At 44.9% G+C, this 20276-nt stretch carries 13 protein-coding genes; 11 read left to right on the forward strand and 2 right to left on the reverse strand.

What is annotated here, in order from left to right:
* The coding region (locus EO95_RS07140) for a cation-transporting P-type ATPase (RefSeq protein WP_048133533.1) at positions 1 to 2110 on the reverse strand (2110 nt) is incomplete at its 3' end.
* A 559-nt stretch (positions 2111 to 2669) separates the two neighbouring features.
* On the opposite strand from EO95_RS07140, the gene mtaA reads away from it, so the two are divergent.
* The 3 genes from mtaA to EO95_RS07160 all read left to right on the forward strand — a co-directional run bounded on the left by mtaA (position 2670) and on the right by EO95_RS07160 (position 7282).
* Positions 2670 to 3689: a methylcobamide:CoM methyltransferase MtaA gene (mtaA, locus tag EO95_RS07145; protein WP_200895019.1), complete on the forward strand. Its 1020-nt coding sequence runs from the start codon at positions 2670 to 2672 to the stop codon at positions 3687 to 3689.
* Between the two features lie 307 nt (positions 3690 to 3996).
* Complete coding sequence (locus EO95_RS07150) at positions 3997 to 5616, forward strand: methylamine methyltransferase corrinoid protein reductive activase (protein ID WP_048133535.1); 1620 nt, start codon at positions 3997 to 3999, stop codon at positions 5614 to 5616.
* Positions 5617 to 6118: 502 nt separating this feature from the next.
* Positions 6119 to 7282, forward strand: coding sequence for a GTP-binding protein (locus EO95_RS07160; protein WP_048133537.1), 1164 nt, complete (start codon positions 6119 to 6121; stop codon positions 7280 to 7282).
* Positions 7283 to 7418: 136 nt separating this feature from the next.
* On the opposite strand, the gene EO95_RS07165 is transcribed toward EO95_RS07160, so the two are convergent.
* On the reverse strand, positions 7419 to 8192 hold the full coding sequence (locus EO95_RS07165) for a winged helix-turn-helix domain-containing protein (protein WP_048133538.1): 774 nt from the start codon (positions 8190 to 8192) through the stop codon (positions 7419 to 7421).
* A gap of 1104 nt (positions 8193 to 9296) precedes the next feature.
* Between EO95_RS07165 and EO95_RS07175 the strand changes: the two genes are divergently transcribed.
* The 8 genes from EO95_RS07175 to EO95_RS07215 all read left to right on the forward strand — a co-directional run bounded on the left by EO95_RS07175 (position 9297) and on the right by EO95_RS07215 (position 20237).
* Positions 9297 to 11192, forward strand: a complete 1896-nt coding sequence (locus EO95_RS07175; protein WP_048133540.1) for a uroporphyrinogen decarboxylase family protein — start codon at positions 9297 to 9299, stop codon at positions 11190 to 11192.
* A 296-nt stretch (positions 11193 to 11488) separates the two neighbouring features.
* Positions 11489 to 11806: a hypothetical protein gene (locus EO95_RS07180; RefSeq protein ID WP_048133541.1), complete on the forward strand. Its 318-nt coding sequence runs from the start codon at positions 11489 to 11491 to the stop codon at positions 11804 to 11806.
* A 49-nt stretch (positions 11807 to 11855) separates the two neighbouring features.
* The gene (locus EO95_RS07185) at positions 11856 to 13481 is read left to right on the forward strand and encodes a TCP-1/cpn60 chaperonin family protein (protein WP_235282902.1); all 1626 of its coding nucleotides are present in this window, start codon (positions 11856 to 11858) and stop codon (positions 13479 to 13481) included.
* 561 nt (positions 13482 to 14042) lie between these two features.
* On the forward strand, positions 14043 to 15110 hold the full coding sequence (locus EO95_RS07195) for a GTP-binding protein (protein ID WP_048133544.1): 1068 nt from the start codon (positions 14043 to 14045) through the stop codon (positions 15108 to 15110).
* A gap of 1081 nt (positions 15111 to 16191) precedes the next feature.
* The gene (gene mtaC, locus EO95_RS07200; protein WP_048133545.1) at positions 16192 to 16968 is read left to right on the forward strand and encodes a methanol--corrinoid protein MtaC; all 777 of its coding nucleotides are present in this window, start codon (positions 16192 to 16194) and stop codon (positions 16966 to 16968) included.
* A 13-nt stretch (positions 16969 to 16981) separates the two neighbouring features.
* Positions 16982 to 18367, forward strand: coding sequence for a methanol--corrinoid protein co-methyltransferase MtaB (gene mtaB / locus EO95_RS07205; protein ID WP_048133546.1), 1386 nt, complete (start codon positions 16982 to 16984; stop codon positions 18365 to 18367).
* Between the two features lie 52 nt (positions 18368 to 18419).
* Positions 18420 to 19004: an acetate uptake transporter gene (locus tag EO95_RS07210; protein WP_048133547.1), complete on the forward strand. Its 585-nt coding sequence runs from the start codon at positions 18420 to 18422 to the stop codon at positions 19002 to 19004.
* A gap of 468 nt (positions 19005 to 19472) precedes the next feature.
* Complete coding sequence (locus EO95_RS07215) at positions 19473 to 20237, forward strand: cation diffusion facilitator family transporter (RefSeq protein ID WP_235282903.1); 765 nt, start codon at positions 19473 to 19475, stop codon at positions 20235 to 20237.
* Positions 20238 to 20276: the final 39 nt, after the last annotated feature.

Consider the following 20276-nt stretch of genomic DNA (forward strand, 5'->3'; position numbering starts at 1 on the left):
GCACCATGTCTGCGGCTTCACGAGCCACATCCGTGCCGCTGCCCATAGCGACCCCCATATCGGCATTCTTGATAGCAGGAGCATCGTTTACCCCGTCTCCGGTCATGGTAACGATCTCTCCTTCTGCCTGGAAGAGCTGTACTATTTTCAACTTCTGTACAGGAGAGGTTCGGGCAAAAACAATACTCGGGTTTTTGAGCCGGGAAGCAAGCTCTGTACGGGAGAGGGATTTCAGCTCGTCTCCGGTAATAATCTCAGGTTTTCCGGATACCGCAAGTCCTACATCCCTGGCAATTGACTCTGCGGTAACCGGGTGGTCACCTGTGATCATGACAACCTTAATCCCGGCAGCATGACATTTCGCAATAGCTTCTCTGGCTTCAGGGCGCGGTGGGTCTACAATCCCGATGAAACCCAGAAAAATAAAATCTCCGGTATACTCGTTCTGTGCTTCTGCCTGCCTGAACGCAAGGGCAATTATCCTTTCGCCTTTTTCTGCCAGCCTCAGGTGCCTTTCCAGAAGCTCTTTTTGCCCGGCTTCATCCAGTTTTCGGATTTCTCCGGACTCCATAACTGACCCGCACATTTCCACAACCACTTCCGGAGCGCCTTTAAGGTATACCTCAAGTTTGCCTTCGGGAGTGCGGCAGACAACTTCCATGCGCCGGGTAAGGGAATCGAAAGGAAACTCCTCCAGCCTCGGATACTCTTGCTGGAGTTCTTTTACATTTTTTACATCTACGAAACTGTTCGCAAAAACAAGAAGCGCACCTTCTGTCGGGTCGCCAGTGTATCCGGGAGGCGAGTCGTAAAGTTTCGCGTTATTGCAGAGCCCTGCAACCCTTATAAAAACCGGAGGAATCTTTTCCGGATTCCACACGGGATTTCCTGTAACAGGAACTCCTCTTGCACCTGAGTCAGTACCTTTCTCCGCAAGACCTTTTTTTGTACCATCTTCTGCATCCTGCCCTGCAGAGCCTTCTTGAGAAAGGGAAGGTTTTTCCGGCTCCAGAGTTTCAAACCCTACGATAAGAGAATTTACTGCCATCCTGTTCTGAGTAAGGGTCCCGGTTTTGTCCGTACAAATCACAGTAGTCGAGCCCAGGGTTTCCACAGACTCAAGCTGTTTTATAAGGGCATTCCGGGAGGCCATTCTTCGGGAAGCAAGGCTGAGGGCAAGCGTAACTGTGGGCAAAAGCCCTTCAGGAACATTGGCAACAATGATTCCTATGGCAAAGATAAGGCTTGCGAGAAAAATATTCTGGAGAAAGAATGCGAGCAGGAAAAAGGTAATTCCAAGGAAAATCGCAATTGCTGAAATAATCTTTATGAAATGGTTGAGTTCTTTTCGGATAGGGGTGTCCACGGATAATGTCTGCTCTGTAAGCGTTGCGAGGCTTCCGATCTGGGTATCCTGTCCGGTCCCGAAAATAACGGCTTTACCGTTCCCGCTCTGTACGAGAGTTCCGGAAAAAACCATATTCCGGCATTCCAGCAGATTCGAATTAGTGCATTCAAGAGAACGCAACTGCGGCTCTGACTCCCCGGTCAGGGTTGAATTGTCCACTTTCAGGGAATTGGTTTCAATCAGACGCCCATCTGCAGGAACCTTATCCCCCTCTTCAATAAGGACGACATCCCCTGCCACAAGTTCCGAAGCCAGGACATCCCTTACTTTTCCATCCCTGAAGACCTTTGCATGAGGAGGTAGAAGCTGCCGGAAGCTTTCCATTGTCTTTGCAGCCTGATACTCCTGCACAAACGTGAAAGTCCCGTTAAGGAGAACGACTGCGAAAAGAGCAACCCCTATATAGATATTTCCCTGCCCGGGATCAAGGTACTCGCCAAGAAAAGAGAGGAGCGCTCCTACAGTCAGCAGGACAGCGAAAAAATTTCGGAACTGACGGACGTATCTCTTAAGTATGCTTTCCTTTCCTGCTTCTTCGAGGATATTTGGCCCGCATTCCTGAAGCCTTCGTGTAGCTTCCTGTTCATTGAGCCCGTTTTCGTCCGTTTCGAACCTTTTTAGAAATTCAGGAAGAGAAATAAGATGTTCATCACCCAGCGGAGAGCATACCCTATTTTTATTTCCAGCCAATTCCTTTTCCATCGAATCCCCTATAGTTCAATGTGACGCGAGAATAAGAAACTTAACGTTACGAATCTGCCGAATTACTTCAAAAATCCAGAATAATCAATTATCCGAGGCTGGTATTTAATAGAGCTTTTACCGATTACAGAACCAGATAGTAGAAAATAGAGGATGGAAAACGATTGGAAGAAATGAAGAACCTGGATAATATAGTTAAAATTTATTACATGATTTATTAAAAAAAAGGCAAAAAAAAATTCTCGGCAATTAGCTTTTATAATTTGTTAACTAAAAAAAATATTCGTATCCTAACTCGATTGAGAGGCTAGAGAATTGTTTTTACTGCCATAATTCTCACTCCTGCTCAGGCAAGACAAAAAAGCTGATTCATAAGGACTAGCTGGCTCTATTCATCAGTAAGAACTACAGTTTTTTAATATATTTTAAACTCTGGATACTCTTGTCCAGAGTGTGAAACATTTTGGATTGAAAAGGTCTATATAATATTGTCAAGTAGACAATTAAATTGGAATAAAAATATATGTATAAGAATAGAAGTAAAAAAGGTATGACCGATATGAGCGAATTCACACTTAAAACAAGACTTTTAGCTGCCCTTGAAGGCAAGCCCGTTGACAAAACGCCAGTTTGTTCCGTGACCCAGACCGGGATTGTGGAATTAATGGATGAAGTCGGAGCCCCCTGGCCTGAAGCCCACACCAACCCTGAACTTATGGCAAAGCTGGCAATCGCCAACTACGAGCTCAGCGGACTTGAAGCTGTAAGGGTCCCCTACTGCCTTACCGTCCTGGTCGAAGCCATGGGCTGTGAGATCAATATGGGCACCAAGAACAGGCAGCCCTCCGTCACCGGTCACCCCTACCCCAAAGAAATTGAAGGCGCAACAATCCCTGCAGACCTCCTTCAGAGAGGCAGAATTCCAGCAGTACTTGAAGCAATCAAGATCGTCAGGGAAAAAGTAGGTCCTGATGTGCCAATCGTTGGCGGTATGGAAGGCCCTATCACAGTCGCTTCCGACCTTATAAGTGTAAAATCCTTCATGAAATGGTCCATCAAAAAACCTGAACTCTTCGAACAGGCCCTGGACCTCGCAACTGAAGCCTCAATCATCTATGCAAACGCAATGGTCGAAGCAGGCGCAGATGTCATTGCCATTGCAGACCCTGTCGCTTCCCCTGACCTCATGAGCCCTGACTCCTTTAAGCAGTATCTCCAGCCAAGGCTGCAGAAGTTCTCCGCCAGCGTGAACTCCGTAACCATCCTTCACATCTGTGGAAACGTGAACGCAGTTCTCGACTATATGGCAGACTGCGGATTTGAAGGCCTCAGCGTTGAAGAAAAAATCGGCAGCGTAAAGAAGGCAAAGGAAATCATCGGAACCAGAGCAAGGTTAGTAGGAAACATCTCCAGTCCGTTCACCCTGCTGCCCGGACCTGTTGACAAGATCAACGCCGAAGCCAAGCAGGCTCTTGCAGACGGTATCGATGTGCTCGCACCAGGCTGTGGAATTGCACCCATGACCCCACTCGAGAACATCAAAGCCATGGTCGCAGCAAGAGACGAATACTACGCCTGAAAAGGCACAAAAGATTTCTTTATTTTTTTAGGGGCAAATCCCGGAGCTCTAAAACAATTAGAACTTCGGGATGTTCTGTCCCGATTCATATTTTTTTACTTTGCCAGGAAGGAATCTCAGGAATGAGGAGATCCGGAACCAGGCCCCTAACAGGCTGTTATTTTAGGAGGCTCAATCCAGGCAAGAGATTCAGCAAAACTCACCGGAACAGCTTATTCGCCACAAAACTTCTTGAAATTTATTAGAAACAACAAATGCTGAGATAATTGTTGAGTAAGTCTTAAACTTTTTTGGAGGAGGTTAAGATATGAGAACAGGAGTTGCAATTGACCTGGGAACCAGCGGATTCAGGGCCCAGAAAATTGACCTGGAAAACAGCAAGATTAAGAAAACCGTGATAACTCTCCGGAACCCCCTGCCGGGAGCAAACGTAATGGACCACCTTGACTTTGCAATCCATTACGGGCTTGACAAAGCTCACGGGCTCTCGGCAACGGCAGTAAAAAATATCATTACGGAACTCGGAGTAAAACCCGAAGAGATGGAGAAGTTCTCAATCTGCGGAAACCCTATCCAGCTTTCTATCTTTCAGGAAATTCCCATTGAAGACCTGGCATACGCAGGCGAGCGTAAGAAACAGAAGTATCATATTGAAGAACAAAACAGAGACGCTCGAGTCGTACCTCTGACCGAAATTAAGGGATTTGAGGAGTTTAAGAACTGCAAACTGTTTGTACCCCCCTCCATAAAACACGAGGTTGGAGCCGATGCACTTGCCCTTATAGTAAAGGCAGGCATGATCGAGAGTGATGAGATTGCGATCGCTACGGACTACGGGACAAACGCCGAAATGGCCCTGAAATCAAACGGGATTATTTACACCGGATCGGCTGCTGCCGGGCCAGCTCTCGAAGGTCAGGAAATCGAATGCGGGTCCATTGCATCCCCGCATACCATCTGCGATGTCGAATTTGAAGGAGAAAACTTGCGCTGTTACGTGCTCGACAGGGATATGAAAACAGCCATGGGAGACCTCGTAAACCCGAAGACAGGAGATGTTGTGGAAAAGGGAGAGGTCACTGCAAAAGGCATTACAGGGACAGGAGTTATTGCCCTTATCGAAGCCGGGATAAGGAACAAACTGATAGTTCTGCCAAAAATTAAGACTCCTGAGGGCATCATTCACCTCCAGGATGGGATCAAGTTTACGGATAAAGACCTTATCGCGGCCGGAAGAGCCATAGGGGCACTCAGGGCAGGGCACATTACCCTCTGTGCAGCTGCAGGCATTGAGATGGAAGACCTCAAGATAGCTCACATGTCAGGAGCTGCCGGGACTTACATGGATGCCGCAAAAGCTCACCAGGTAGGGATGATCCCTTACAACGCAAATTATGTCTCCCAGATAGGGAACACTTCCCTGACTGTTGCCCGGGAAATCCTGCTTTCTGAAGACAGGCTCCGGGAACTGCAGGCAATTGCAAAGGAAATCCTGGGCACGCATGTGATGTTCGCAACCTCCGAGGCCTTTAAGGAAGCATATATGCTTGAACTTGCCTACTGGAACGAGGGCATGGCATTCAAGATGCTACAGAAGTTCCTGAAAAAGAAAAACCTCCCCATGATCAGCGAGCCTTCAACGCTCCTTAAAATCGACCGTCAGGTTGAAAGGGATATTCCTGAACTCGGAGAAGAAGGACTTGAAGTGCTTGAAAAAGTCGGGACCTACCTTACCATGGTCATCGAAGACTGCACAGGCTGTAAACAGTGTGCAAAGGTATGCCCCAACGGAGCTCTCAGGATGGAAGACAACGGGACTGTAAAAATAAGGACCGACCTCTGTGACGGAGCAAACTGCCAGCGCTGCCTGCATGCCTGCCCGGATGACAGGTTCAAATGGGAAAACCTGACTGTTGCAGGCAACTGAGAAGGAAAAAAGAAGGTAAGAAAAACTTATTAAAAATGAAATAAAGTGGAATGCCCGTGAACTAAAGTTTGCGGGCTTACTGCTTCATTTTCCGTGGTCAGAAGATGTCGAGTGAGTGAACTACTCCTAGCTAAAGCATAGGAGCTTTCTCCCTTCTTTCTCGTAAATATTTACCTTCAAAACTAGAGTTATTTTTTGTTTGTACCCACGAAGTTTGTTCAGTTGCTTTTAATTTTTGACTTTATTATGTTTCTTTTAATTTTGAACTGTTTTACTCTGAAAGCCGGGATAAACCCGGAGGGAATAGATGCCAAAAACGGATTGAGAGACACAAAAAAGATTTTGATCACCCCCGATTTAGAGATAAAACAATATACTTTGAGAATAGAAAAATTGACGCTTATATCTCCGGAGCAGAGGTCTGGGGGTTTACAATTCATTCTAGAATGACAGGAAAGAAAAGGGAAATAAGCAGAAAGCGGCAGAAAACGGAGGAAAGAAAGTGGATGTCATTGTTGTGGGTGGTTTCCTGGGAAGCGGGAAGACAACCACTATTATCAATATGGGTAAATACCTGGCAGAAAAAGGAAAAAAAGTTGCCATCATCGTGAATGAGATAGGGGAAATAGGGATTGACGGGGACGTGATCAAAAGGTTCGGATTCGATACCAAGGAGATCACAAGCGGCTGCATCTGCTGCTCTCTGAAAGTAGGGCTGAGGACAACAATCACCCTCCTCGCAAATGAATACAAACCCGATATCCTGATGATCGAGCCCACAGGAATTGCTTTCCCACACATTATCAGGAACGAAGTCGAGCTTATGAATCTTGGAGATAAGGTGAAAGTCGCGCCCCTCGTGACCCTGATTGATGGCAGCCGCTTCAAGCATCTGATCAAAGAGGTAAAAGAATTTGCCATGAGACAGATTATAGATGCCGAGATTCTGGGAATAAACAAGGTAGATCTGATCGAACCTATCAGAATCCCCATTCTGGAAGCTTCAGTCCAGCAGCTGAACCCTAAAGCCAGGGTGGTTCTGCTTTCAGGAAAGGATACCGGGGAAAGATTTGAAAGTTTCATGCAGGTAGTTCTCCCTGATATCAAAGAAGTTCCGGAAAAAGCTCAAGTAACCACCACAGAAGAAAAGTCCAAACTTTCTGAATCTCAGGAAACCGAAAATTCCATCGAAGCCTCCGGAGTTGGCAGCTATGCTGCAGAATTTGCAATAAAGGAAGGAGAAAGCCTGAGCACGGAAACAGCAAGGGAGCTCACTACTGAATTAATGAACACAATAAAAGAAAAGGTTCTGGAGCTAAACCCCGAATTTGTAGGCCATATCAAACTCTTCCTGGACAATGGATTTGAAACCGTGAAACAGAGCATTACTATTTATTACGAAGAGCCACAGGAAGAGATCATCAAATCAAAAGAAGGAGCTGTGCCGACATTCAAGATCCTCTCAGCAGTCTCAAACGTTGAGAAGGAAACTCTAAAAGATGCTGTGAACAGCTCGGTACAGGAAACCTTTGAGAAAAGGGGAATAGACGTGCATAAAGCCAGACATGATCAAGAACACGGCCAGAAGCATGGACATGGATATCACAAACATGAACAGCATGGACATGTACAGAGAATCGTGAGTATTAAAGGCAGGGAAAAATAAGAAGAAAGAAAAGGGCGAGTCAGATTAAAAGTGTTCCCGCTCCGCCATTTTCAAAAATATTTTTTTCCGAAAGGTCCGGCCTGGCTGCCGTAAATAATTGCCAGAAATGATTCTGGCCGACAGATAGTAACGCTTTTTAATTGATTTTCTCTGAGTGGTCTATATAATACTGGGCAAGTTCATTGCCCCATTCCAGAGCACTCGGAGTAAAACTCATGATTTTCCTGTGGTCGAATTCTCCATCTTTTCCAAAGAGCTTCAGCATCATAAAAGTGTCCGCAACCATAAAAGAAGATGGTCTTAATTTTCCAGAATAGATGTAAAGAGACACCTTATTTTCCAGGCAGGTATTATATTCCTCCTCGAAGTCATTTTTCAGCCTGTTATAGACCTTTTCATCGAGAATCAGGTGCACTTCAGCTCCTTTCTCTGCACAGCTTGCCTGTATAGAAGGGCAGTCAGGACAGAAATAAGAGTAGAATGACTTGAGGGTTTTTGAGCTGTAAAGTCTGTCCCGCAAATGTCTTGGGAATTCAAAGAGGTGGTCCAGATCAGGCTCGTCCAGAGTACATTTTCCCAACATATCCATCTTCTTAATCAGGTGCCTTGGGATCGGAGACCTGTCATGTTTTGACCAGTAATCCTTGTTTCCGTCAAAAACATCAAGAAGAGAAGTAAGGGGAAGCATCTTTTCAACTATAACTTCTCCGATATCCGAGAGTTCATAGGCATTTCCCTTCTGCACGATGATATCCATATCTTTCAGTTTTTTTATCTGCGGCATTACCGCACATGCCTTTACATTAAGGGTGTCCTTGATCTCATCAATATACATCGGCCCATTAGCTAACTGGACAAGGAGATTTTTTCGTTTTTCAGAGAAGAAAATCAAGTCTATAAGGGAACTCATATTTATCCGCTTCCAACCATCATCTGTTATGTTAAGTCGGACTACCGTTTTCCGGAGCTTTACCCATAACCCACCTCAGTCCTCCGGGAAGGATAGCTTCAACATTTAGCCAAGAGCATTACTGGATAAATCCAGTACTTTACCGGGATTATTATTGCCCCGTATAATAAAGCGTTTTGAAACTTTAGCTCTTGTTGTTATACACCTCATTAAAGGAGTGGTTATCAACATATTTTCAATATAAAATTTTAATCTAAAAATGGAAAATCTCTTTAGATAAAAATCATATCAATTATATTACGAGCATTATATTTAAAGTATGATTCTGATCAGCATAACACAAACTATAGATATTATATTTAAAGTATCAGAATAAGCAAAAAATCAAAAGATATAAAGCAAACATCAGAGATATTTTATTGTTTTCAGTATAACTGAGAAACAAAAGATCTGTTTTCACACCGAATAATATAAATGCCATGGGCTCAAAAGGGCGGACCAGCCGGCGGGACGGCATCTGTGATCTTTCAACCTGTATTTTCCCGATAGTTACCCTCAAATTTTCAATACCCCTCATTTTTATGTGCCCCCCTAATATTCAATGGTTTTTATTATTCAAGGGGAAGGAATTTTCCATCCCCCGGTAAAAATCTCATGTTTGCAAAAAGGCTGTGAACTTAAAAAGTAAAGATACAACAAATTTCCCCGGTCCCTGAAATAAGAAGCCCGATAAAAATCAGGCCCATACAAAATATGAGGAAAACTATATTTCACCGGGAGAGAAAAAATTGGCACTGAACTAAAAAGCACTGTCGGTTAAGCTATATACCATTGAGTTAATCTGTCAATAGTGACCATTTAAACCTGAAATGAAAGAATAACCTGGACTAAATTCAGGTGAAATTCCAGCCTGTACCGCGGCCGGAAGATTCTGATTTTCAGGAAAAATGGCCATATTGTGAATTAAGGAGTATATTATTGGATTTAGGGAATTGACGGGCTGTGGAACCCGTTAAGGATCTAAGTAAAAGTAGATAGAGATCCGGAAAAGCAGGACGAAAACTGGCTATCTGGGTCCGTCACTAAAAAAAAGGAGATTTTTCAATGGCAAAAGAAGATATTCTGAACGCTTTAGCTGATGCTGTCGTTGAAGGCGACGATGAACTTGCAGAAGAATTCGCACAGAAAGTCCTTGATGAAGACCTCGACGCATATGAAGCAATCGTTGACGGCCTTGCAAAAGGCATGAAGATTATCAGTGATATGTACGAGAAGGGAGAAGCCTTTGTCCCCAGCCTTCTGCTCGCAGCAGATGCAATGTATGCCGGAATGGACATCCTTACCCCTTACATTAAATTAGACGGAACCTCAGTCCCCAGAAATGTTATTATCGGTACCGTTGAAGGAGACGTACACGATATTGGCAAGAACCTTGTCAAGACCATGATGACCGCAGCCGGCTTCAACATGATCGACCTCGGCTGTGACGTGCCCCTTGACAAGTTCGCAGAAGCAGCAAAGGAAAACAAGGCAACTGCAATCTCAATGAGCACTCTGATGACCACAACAATGGGTGGCATGGAAACCGTTATCGAGCAGCTCCAGGAAGGAGGCATAAGAGACTCCCTCGTTGTCATGGTAGGCGGTGCACCTGTTTCCAAGACCTTTGCAGACAGCATTGGTGCAGACGGCACAGCCCTTGATGCAAGCGCGGCAGTTGAGACTCTTTCCTCTCTTGTAAGCGAGCTTCCTACCGATTTATGGAGCGATTCCTCAATTGCAGCAAGCAAGATGAAGTACAAGGAATCCCTCGCACAGAAAGGCGGCAAGGAAAAGATCGATGTAGGGCTCATAACCGCTGAAAAAGTCAAAGCCGAATTCGACTCAGTGGTCCCGAAGTTCACGGAAACCATGACCAAAGCAGAGAGATTTGGCTCTGCCTTCCAGGACAAGAAGGTCGACAGGCTCCCTGTAGCACCTCTCGCCTGCGGTGTATCCAGAAAGTTCGTGCCCTGCTCTTACAAGGACTACTCAACAAGTGCCGAAAAGTACGCAGACTGTGTCGAAGCAGGTATAAAGTACTTCAACATGGACACCTTCGTCGGCCTGACCGACCTCTGTGTCGACGCAGCAGACTTCGGTGCAACAATCAGGTACCCTGAGGAAGATACCCCTGCAGCAATCGGCCACCTCGAAGACTACGATAAGCTTGAAATCCCCGAACTTAAGGAAGGCACCCGTGCATACAACCTTATCCAGGGCAACAAGATTGCAACAGAGAAGGCACATGCCCTCGGCGCACCCATGACTGCCCTGATCGAAGGCCCAATGGTCGCTCTGACCCAGATCATGGGAGCAACCCGCATCCTTTCCGACCTGAGGACCAACCCTGATGTCGTCCTCAAGGCCCTTGACAAGACCACAACCTACGTAGAAGAAATCATGAAGGGCATGTTCGAGGAAGCTCAGCCGGACAACCTCTGTATGGTTACCCTCTGGACCAACAACGTCATCCTCGGCGCTGACGAGTACATGAAGTCCGAAGGCCAGGTCATGCAGAACAGGATCGCTCCACTGTACAAGAAGTACAACAAGCCAGTTGTTATCCACAACTGTTCCGATGCCCCACACTGGGACCTCATCGACAAGTGGAACACGGAGTACTACAGCTACACCTTCTACCCTGATGAAGTCAACAAGGGTTCCAAGGACCACAAGTACCTGATCAGCACCCACGGCAAGAAAACCATGTTCGGCGGAGAAGTCAGCCCGATCGTCTTCCTGGACAACAGCCCAGAAGGCCTCGCCTCCATGAAAGCAAACACCGTTGCCCTCCAGGAGAGCGTCCTGAACACCCTCAAAGAGAACGGCATGCAGTCCAAGTACATGATTTCAACCGGCTGTGAAGTGCCACCAGGAGCACCCTGTGACTCCATCACTGCCCAGACATACACCGTGGCAGAGAAGGGTCCGGAACTCTACAAAAAGATCATGGGATAAACCCGCTGAAGCCATTTCCTAAGAAAAAGGTAAACCTGGGCTTGCCAGGTACGGGATGGGCTTCCGGCCCATCCTCTTTTTATTTTATCACAATAAAAAATTCGGGTTCTCACTATTTCCTGCACCCTTTGCCTCAAAAAGTGCAAGCGACTAAAAACGATAGAAAAGGCATTGGGAAGGAAGAAAAACGAGAATAAAAAACGAATAAAACCACATTTGGGCCGAAAAACGTAAAAATTTCCGCAGAAGATGGCAGAGAACCTTTTTAACTATCCTGGTAAAAGAGGTGAAACCGGATGGGATATCAGAAAGTACCCGGAACTGAGGAAAAAAGGTTTTATTCTAGTCCTGTACACCCTGCGACCTATAAGCTGGAGTTGAACCATTCATCTCAGAGGTTCCTCTTCCGTTACTCAGTTATTGAAATAAGTCCTGTGAACTATGAATCGAGCTTAGCCCCGGGATCGATAGAATATACAGATGAATATACAGATATATACGCGGACTCCAGATGTTCCGATCTACCCGCAGAAGTGGACCTTACAATGGAAGATCCCGATATCTATCTCGAATACACAGGAAGGCTCTCCGAATCATCAAAAATTCACAATTAGTATTAGTAGTAGAATTAATATAAATACTAATATTAATAATGCTTTATGAATGTCAACCGCAGCAAATGGGAAAAACATGGCAAGCGAATTAAAAACACCTGACCTGGAAAGCCAGGATGGAATGGCAAAACTGGCCCGGACTATAAAAGACAAGATCCTCATTGACGAACCGGTAAAAGAAGATGAGCTGGTAGACCAGCTCGAAAGAGCAGCCATAGAAATTGATGAGCTGCTGGGTTCATCTCTCGGGCCGAAAGGCATGAACAAGATAATAGTAAACCCTGTAGGGGACATTTTTGTTACTAGCGACGGGAAGGTAATTTTAAAGGAAATGGATGTACTCCACCCGATAGTAACTACCCTCAAAAAGCTTGCCGAATCAATGGACAAAGCTTGCGGAGACGGTACAAAGACAGCTGTTATTTTTGCAAGCAACCTTATAAAAAACGCAATCCAGCTTATAAGAGCAGGGATACACCCTACAACAGTTATAGAGGGGTATGAGCTTGCCCTTCAAAAAGCGTATGAAATGCTCCAGTACAGCATAAAGCAGGCTGGAGAAGAAGACGTACGCACAACAATTATGTGCTCTGCAACGGGAAAAGGAGTCGAAAGGTATCAGGCAGAGGCAATAACTGAAGTTGTCCTGAAAGTTGTAAGACATTTGAGCGAAAAACAGGATGGAAGAATTGACCTTAACAGGAACGTCAAAATCCTCAAAAAGAAAGGCGGACCGGAAATCGTTGCAATAGAAGGTCTGATCATGGATGAAAACCCGGCAAGGGAGGATATGCCGAAATGTTTCCAGAACCCTGCCGTCCTGATCATAAATTATGACCTCAAGATTAAAAGCGGATACTTAAACCCTCAGCACAACCTGAAAATGGACTCGGTACAGACGGCGCTCCTGTATGAGGAGAGAAAGAAGGAGATGTGCAGGGAAATTGCCCAAAAGATCATTGATTCTGGAGCAAACGTCCTTTTCTGTGAGGGAGATATCGACCCTTATATCGAAACTCTGCTCCGGGACAATGATATGCTGGCTTTCAAGAAACTGAAAGCGAAAGACCTCGATAAACTTGCAGAAGCAACAGGCACAACCCTGAAAGTATTTCAGGATGAGATTCTCCCTTACGACCTCGGAAAGGCAGACAGCATAAAGGTTGAAAGAAGGAACGGAGAAAACTTTGTTTTCATCGCCGTGAAAGAGAAGGCAATAGCCACCATCCTGATCTGGGAACCTGTCAAATATGGGCTTGACAAGGTCGAAGAAGCGATAGACGATGCCCTGAATAATGCGGCATTCCTTATGAAAAACAGGGAAATCGTGAATGGAGGAGGAGCAATAGAGTTTGAACTGGCGCACATGGTCAGGCTGTTTGCGGCAACACAGACAGGAAAGAAACAGCTTGCAATCCAGGCGTATGCAGAAGCCCTCGAAAAAATCCCCACGATTCTTGCCAGAAATATGGGAATGAATGCAATTGATGCAATGGCGCAGATGAGGAATTCATATTCAAGAGGGATAGAGGCAAGGATAGACCTCTCACGAAAGGTAACTGATAAGGGGCCGAAAGTATACGATTCTGCAACGGTCAAGAAACTCGCCATTATCGCAGGTACAGAAACAGCAAGAAACGTGCTAAGAATTGATGAAATCGTCCCGAAGAGATGATATCACACTGATTGCAATGCCTCACCCTCTCATCTTGGCATTGTTATCATACCCAAAAAAGAAGTTAGACCTTCAATGTCTTTCCGGAAGACACAGATTTGCCATTTTAAATGTGCCTCCCGGAAAAAACCTATATCAAAAAAATCAAAAAAAGGCGGCTGAGACCTGGTTTTGCCATTCTCCGGTCAAATGTCAGCCAAAAATCAGAAAATATGGTTCGGTGCTCCCAACTTCAAGCCTTATGGCAAGTAAAAGAGTACCGTAAGAATCAGGAAAAAGGTACTTTTCAGGCCCTTTTTGCCATTTAAAGAGTTAAGAAAAAAGACTTTAAAACCTGAGACCAGTAAGATCGGTATGCCCTCTATGCCGGAATCCTCATGGCAGGAAGGGGGCAGTCTTCCGATCATGTACAATAAGCCTTAAGAAAATTGGTAAACGAGAGGGAGGGTGATTTATTCGCCCTCATTACATTGATAAAAAACTAATTCAATAGAGCAGGATGTAGAAGTTGACGCATTCCTTCCCTGAGCTAAAGACTCCGGGGTTTCCTGCTGAGGTTTTATGAAGTGCATGATAATCGGCGGCTTCCTTGGAAGCGGCAAGACTACTACAATAAGAAAACTTATCGAATACCTTGGAGCACAGGGGCAGCGAACAGCAATTATCGTCAACGAGATCGGAGAGATAGGGATAGACGGGGACACGATCTCGGAAGGCGGAGTGGAAACCAGAGAAATTACAAGCGGATGCGTTTGCTGTACTCTTAGAATCAGCATGGAGCACACCATAAAAAGCCTTAGAAATTCCTACCGTCCGGATACTATAATAATAGAGCCTACAGGGATAGCCTTTCCGAGACAGCTCAAAAGCAATATAGAAAGCATGGATCTGCCGGGGATAACCTTCGCTCCCATAGCGAACCTCGTAGATGCCAGCCGTCTGGGCTCCGACCCGGAAGACATCCCCAATTTCATGAAAAACCAGATAGAAGACGCAGAGATCCTTGGCATCAACAAAGTTGATCTCATCGGACCTGAGAAACTCCTTGAGGTCTGCAGACTCCTGCGCAAACTGAACCCGAAATCAAGGATGGTTCATTTCTCAGCCAGGCAGGGAGGAGAAAACTTTGACAAAATGCTGGAACTGCTTGGAGGAGACAGCCAGGAAAAAACAGTTCTTGAAGCGAAAAACTCAATCGAGATGTCCGGAGTTTCGGCATATTCCTCCGAATTTGAGATCACTTCACAGGAAATTCCCCTTGAAACCGCAGTCTCTGTTTCCGAGCAGATCCTGGAGAATATAAGAAACAGAGCAAAAGAACTTAACCCCGAATTCGTAGGGCACATAAAGCTTTCCTTTACCCACAACGGAAACTTTGTAAAGGGAAGTGTGACCTCAGCGCATGAAAACCCTGCAATAGAAGTGCTTAAAAAAGAAGGAAATCCCAGGTCAAGGATAAAAGTACTTTCGGCAATAACGTCCGTACCCAGGGAAGAACTGGTTAAAGCCGTGGATGTGGCAGTAACCGGGCAACTGGAAAACAGGCAACTTTCATATGTAAAGATGGAAAAAAGAGACCACGGACACCATCAGGCCACAATAAGCCCCTTTAAGCAGAGTAACCTCTGACGGAAATACGTTTCAGGTCAAGGGAAGCCTTGACCGGACATACAACAACTTTATATAGGATCGAATTGTCCTCGATCCTTACCCGAAAGAAACCCCTTATATAGAGAGGTAAAGTACTCTTTCAGCCGTCCGGAAAAACCTGGCTTCTGGAGGGCAATAAATTTACCGAAAATATTTGGAAGTTAGCATAAGAAGAAATTAAAAACAGAGATGCAATAACTTACCAGGGAAAAGTTCGCCCACATTTTTAAAAACGGTGGAAAAAAAGCAAAAAATAGGATTTAACCAGATTCAGGAACAATTTAAAGACCTGAACTTTGAGAATCCAGTTATATATTAGGAAGAAAATAAAATATATCGAAAATGAAGAAAAACAATTGAGCATGTAAACTATACTTGCATGCGTTCAAGATAAAATCCAGAAGAACCTTATTTTGCCTTATTAAATATTCCAGAAAAAACAAATCCACTTGATTAACTTCCATAGCTCAAATAAAAGTCTGTATATCTTCAATATCCGCAATCAGAGATATCCCTGAAAAGAGGATAATTGCTCTATAAATTTTGATACCATTGATCAAATCAATGGAAACAAAAAAACAATTCTTTTTTATAAAATCATTTGCGGAGAAAATTGGAGTGACAACTATAAAATTATAGCTGCGCAAAAATTAGCATAGATGAAGGTATATGCGAGGAAATCTAACTTTAAATTGCAAGTGAATTCCCGAATAGTAAAGGGAGTACACCTTTCATAAGTTAACTGGGAAAAAAGGTCTACTGGCACCGGAAAAATAGGAACTGGAAATCCGGAATTCCGGGAAATCAGTAACATTCCTGAGGAGCCTGAAAAACAGGAAAATTGACCTGTAATTCAGCACTTTTGTGCAACCAGTACACCATCAAGAGGTTATCCATACCCCCACAATGGAAAGAATTCGATCTGGAGGTTTTCGAATTCATTTACATTGTTTCAGAAAGTATTTCGGAAGAAATACCTGAAAGTTCAGGAAGATGCAACTTGCAGGATCGAAGATCTGAGCAATCTGAGATCTCTTCATTATAAAATGGAGGTTAAAATATGTTGGATTTGAAACTGGAAGACATCGATGGCATATTAGTACGCTACAACGTCGCCCTCGAAAAGGAAATGACTCCTGACGAAGCAGCAGAAGAGCTTTACCCGAAGGATGAACTCATCTACCCGATTGCAAAATCAATCTATGAGGGAGAAGAAGACGACGTGGTTGACGGACTCAAAGCCGCAATCGCTGCAGGCAAGAAACCAATCGACCTTATCAATGATGCTCTGATGGTAGGCATGGGTGTTGTATCCAAGCTCTACGACGATGGTATCATTTTCCTCCCCAATGTTATGATGTCTGCTGATGCAATGCTGAATGGTATTGAATTCTGCAAATCCCAGACCACCGAAGTACCCGAGCCCAAGGGCACAGTTGTCTGCCATGTTGCAGAAGGTGACGTGCATGACATCGGAAAGAACATTGTTGCTGCCCTCCTGAGAGCAGCCGGCTATGACGTAACTGACCTGGGCAGAGATGTCCCTGTTGACGAAGTCATTGAAGCTGTTGTAAAAGATAAACCAATACTGCTTACAGGTACTGCTCTCATGACAACCACCATGTATGCATTCAAGGAAATCAATGACAAGCTCCTTGAAAAGGGATTAAAACTGCCCTTTGCATGTGGTGGCGGTGCTGTGAACCAGGACTTCGTTGCACAATATGACCTCGGAGTTTATGGTGAAGAAGCTTCAGACGCTGTGAAGATTGCTGATGCAATCCTTGCCAGTGGGAACGACATAGAGAAGTTAAGAGCAGAATTCCACAAGCACTAAGGGAGGGAGCAAAATGGTAAAGAAATACACTTCAATGGCTTACGCTAAAGCAGATGACATGCTTTTCGGGAACTCAAAATACCCCGTAAAGGCAGGCCTTGGCCTCGAGATCGGTGCTGGATACACAACTCCTGAACTGAACTATGCCCCGAGACCTCAGGCAGGCAAATCTAAAGACAAACTCATTAAAGAATACGAAAGGATTACCACCGACGCAATGGCAAGAATGGTCCAGATCGGTGCACCTTCAATCGTACTCGAAACCGAACACGTCGAGCAGATGTCCAACAACCCCGACTGGGGAGGCGCTGTTGCACATGCCCAGAAGACCATCATGGAAGAATACCACGATGAATACGGCATAAAGTGCGCACTCCGCCACACAATCGGTGACATCCGTGAAGACCGTGACTATCTCCAGCTCAGAGGAGACAAGTACACAACCTTTATGGAAGCCTTTGAACAGTGTGCCCAGAACGGTGCTGACATGCTTTCCGTAGAGAGCATGGGTGGTAAGGAAGTATTCGACTACTCTATCCTCAGGAACGACACTGCAGGTATCCTCTTCGGTATCGGTGTGCTCGGCAGCATGGACATGGAAATGATCTGGTCCGACATTGCAGACATTGCAAAGAAGAACGGAGTAGTTGCAGCCGGTGACACAGACTGTGCCCAGGCAAACACTGCAATGTTCATCGCAGGCGGTCTGCTTGACAAGAACCTTGCCCACACAACTGCAATCGTTGCAAGGGCAATATCTGCATCAAGGTCCCTCTGTGCATATGAAGCAGGCGCAACTGGCCCCGGGAAGGACTGCGGATACGAAAACACCATCATAAAATCCATCTCTGGTGTACCAATTGCTCAGGAAGGTAAGACTTCCACCTGCGCCCACTCTGACGTAATGGGTAACCTGACCATGCAGTGCTGTGACCTCTGGTCCAACGAATCCGTTGAATACCACGGTGAATTCGGCGGTACCACAGTTCAGTGCTGGTCCGAGACTCTTGCATACGACTGTTCCATGATGAACACCGCTCTGAAACTCGGAAAAGGAAAGGACCTCAGGGACATCCTCACACTCTCTGACAAGTACAGAGACCCACAGGGATATGTCCTCGCCTATGACAACGCCTACAAGGTAGGCCAGGCAATTGCAAAGGACGGAAACAACAACTACCTCCGTTCCAAGAATGCTGCAATTGAGTGCTGTAACATTGTAGAAGAAGGCATCAACTCCGGCAAGCTCAGACTTACAAGGTTCGAAACCAATGCTCTTGCAAAGGTTAAAGCCGACCTTGTAGCCCTTACCGATGATGCTGAAAAGTTCATGAGTGAAAGCCTGACTAAATACAAACAGGAAGTTGCAGTTTTCAGACCTGAAAACTATGGGCTCTAAGCCCTAAACTTCTTTTTTTAATTTTTTAAAAAATGGCTTCAGGGGAATGATCATGAGCGAAAACGTAGGAACTTCTACCATAATAATCGACAAAACTGCAAATGCCGCCCCTCTCGGCTTTACCGGCCTGGGCCTCGCTGCAGTCCTGTTGAGTCTGAGCTACATCGGCGTATACCCTGTGGAGTCAATGATTGTCTCCATGGCAATATTCCTGGGAGGATTTGCCCAGGTGTTTGCAGGAATCATGTCCTGGAAGAAAGGAGATATTTTTGCAGGAACTGCATTTTCGGCATTCGGCCTTTTCTGGTTCTCACTGGCCGGACTGCTTGTAATGCCTGCAATGGGCTGGGCGGAAGCCTCTTCTGGAACCGCTATGGCCGCATATCTCTTCATCTGGGGTGTGTACACCTTTGTTATGTTGATCATTACAATGAAGATCGGAGTCAGAGCCCTTCAGTTTGTATTTGTGACATTATTTATACTATTTATGCTGCTTGCCGTTGTAAACGCAACCGGAAGTACCGGGCTGCTTGTAGTGGCTGGATACGTTGGACTTATTATGGGTCTTGGATCTCTGTATACGGCTCTTGCCATGGTAATGAATGAAGTTCATGGAAAGACAGTTGCTCCACTCTGAAGATAAAGTAATGACAGCATAAAACCCTCAGTAAAAAAAGGTATCTGAGGAATACCTACACCAACCTCGACGGCCTACAAAACCCACAAAAACGACAGGGCAAAAACAGGACCGAAAACCCGAAAAAGTTCTCAACCCTTGAAGACACAGGTTATAAATCTGTGTTTTCAATATACTCACCCTCTCCGAGATATCTGGATTTTAGTGGCTGAAAATGCTGCGTTATGTACCGCGGCAGGGAAAATGTAGGCCTTCGAGGTCTTATAAATTTTTAAAATTATTTCAATAATAAAGCAATCTCTTTTCAACCCGGTCAAATGGGCCCGCTTTATAAAGGAGGATTAAAACAATCATTAAGGGGAATTTCGGATGAAAGCGGACAAAAATTTGAATAACCTCCGGAACAGATCATATACCGGCCTTTTTTTTAGTCTCGTACTAACTTTTGTTAAATTGATTGCAGGACTGTTGGGAAACAGCACAGCACTTCTTGCGGATGCAATCCGTTCCTTTTCAGAGTTAATCGGCGAATCCGTAAAACTTCTGGACCATTTTATTACCAGCAAACCCGAAGACTGGAACCATAATTATGGATATGGAAAAATTACGACCCTCTTTACGGGAGCAGGAGCATGTGTGCTTCTTTTTGCTGGAGTACAATCATTAACTCTAGCTTCAGGAGAGCTACTTATGTTTATACAGGGAAGAGGGACAGAAACCCCTGAAATGTTTGCACTCTACGCAACTGCTTTTACCCTTGTATCAAAAGAAATTATTCATTTTTTTAATAGGAGAGCCGGAAAGCAAACTGAGGGTATTTCCTCAGAAATTGACTCTTATACCAGAAAAACTCACATCAGAAGTCTATTTTTTTCATGTTTTGTTACTCTGGGCATAGGATGCACGTTTCTCCCCGGAAAAAATTGGGCTATAGCTGAATCTCTTATTGCAGTTCTTTTAAGCCTTTACCTTCTCGGAACCTCGAGCAAGCTCCTCTATGGTACTGCCAACGAACTCATAGAAGCTTCCCTTGATGAAGAAAACAATCGGAAGATCAGGGAGATAATAAACAGAACCGAAGGAGTACTGGATTCCGGCGAGCTTAAAACAAGGAGGATAGGAAACGGGATAGCAATTAATGCTTGTATTACTGTAAATAACTCTCTGAACATTCAGGAAGTTGCAGAGATTGCAGACCTGGTGGAAACGAGACTGAAAACAGCCTATGGGTAGGGCATATATACCCTTATAAAAGCAGAACCTGCCCTTGAG

The organism is Methanosarcina sp. 1.H.T.1A.1 (genome assembly GCF_000979295.1).
Taxonomy (GTDB): domain Archaea; phylum Halobacteriota; class Methanosarcinia; order Methanosarcinales; family Methanosarcinaceae; genus Methanosarcina.

What these genes read in the sequence shown, in the direction of transcription:
- mtaA (WP_200895019.1), top strand. Translation starts at nt 2,670, where the DNA reads ATGAGCGAATTCACACTTAAAACAAGACTTTTAGCTGCCCTTGAAGGC.
- EO95_RS07150 (WP_048133535.1), top strand. Translation starts at nt 3,997, where the DNA reads ATGAGAACAGGAGTTGCAATTGACCTGGGAACCAGCGGATTCAGGGCC.
- EO95_RS07165 (WP_048133538.1), bottom strand. Translation starts at nt 8,192, where the DNA reads ATGAGTTCCCTTATAGACTTGATTTTCTTCTCTGAAAAACGAAAAAAT.
- EO95_RS07175 (WP_048133540.1), top strand. Translation starts at nt 9,297, where the DNA reads ATGGCAAAAGAAGATATTCTGAACGCTTTAGCTGATGCTGTCGTTGAA.
- EO95_RS07180 (WP_048133541.1), top strand. Translation starts at nt 11,489, where the DNA reads ATGGGATATCAGAAAGTACCCGGAACTGAGGAAAAAAGGTTTTATTCT.
- EO95_RS07185 (WP_235282902.1), top strand. Translation starts at nt 11,856, where the DNA reads ATGTCAACCGCAGCAAATGGGAAAAACATGGCAAGCGAATTAAAAACA.
- EO95_RS07195 (WP_048133544.1), top strand. Translation starts at nt 14,043, where the DNA reads ATGAAGTGCATGATAATCGGCGGCTTCCTTGGAAGCGGCAAGACTACT.
- mtaC (WP_048133545.1), top strand. Translation starts at nt 16,192, where the DNA reads ATGTTGGATTTGAAACTGGAAGACATCGATGGCATATTAGTACGCTAC.
- mtaB (WP_048133546.1), top strand. Translation starts at nt 16,982, where the DNA reads ATGGTAAAGAAATACACTTCAATGGCTTACGCTAAAGCAGATGACATG.
- EO95_RS07210 (WP_048133547.1), top strand. Translation starts at nt 18,420, where the DNA reads ATGAGCGAAAACGTAGGAACTTCTACCATAATAATCGACAAAACTGCA.